Below are 737 nucleotides of genomic sequence, written 5' to 3'. Positions count from 1 at the left end.
GCTGTTGTGGTGCTTTATTTCGTTGACGTTTACTGCTTGTTTCATCACTCTGCCATTTTATTGTCGTTCAGGATAATGAGCAGGTCGTTGGGCTGCGACGACACATTGTTGAGCCCCTCAAACGCCAGTCCGCCCGTCATCGAACCATCGCCAATGACGGCAACCACTTTGCGGTCTTCGCCCTTCAACCGCGAAGCCACCGCCATGCCCAAAGCGGCTGAAATAGAGTTAGATGCGTGTCCGGCAATAAAGGCATCATATTCGCTTTCTTCAGGATTGGGGAAGCCGCCGATGCCGCCAAACTGTCGCAAAGTGTGAAATTGGTCGCGCCGACCGGTCAAAATTTTATGCCCATAAGCCTGATGCCCCACATCCCACACAATGCGGTCGTAGGGCGTGTTGAAGACATAATGCAAAGCCACAGTCAGTTCCACACAGCCCAAACTCGAACCAAAATGCCCCGGATGACTCGACAACACCTCAATAATATGTTGCCGCAATTCATGGCTCACCTGCTCCAACCGCTCCGGCGGCAATCGCCGCAAATCATACGGCGAATCAATGCCATCCAGCAGTGTCATTGCAGGCTTGACCCGCTCATGAACCGTCATTGCGGGCTTGACCCGCTCATGAACCGTCATTGCGGGCTTGACCCGCAATCCCCCGTTGTCATATTCAATGTTCGCAAACATTCTTAAAAAAAAAGCACGCAAAGGTAGATATTTTTAATGAATAAC

1 pseudogene is annotated in these 737 nt (G+C 51.2%); it reads right to left on the bottom strand.

Going from position 1 to position 737, the window contains the following annotated elements:
* Nucleotides 1-50 precede the first annotated feature (50 nt).
* Nucleotides 51-611, bottom strand: a pseudogene (locus tag ASC50_RS02445) (1-deoxy-D-xylulose-5-phosphate synthase N-terminal domain-containing protein); the annotation flags it as partial.
* Between the last annotated feature and the right edge of the window lie 126 nt (nucleotides 612-737).

It is taken from the genome of Candidatus Symbiothrix dinenymphae, from assembly GCF_001431085.1.
This window is presented reverse-complemented; position numbering and strand designations above follow the sequence as displayed.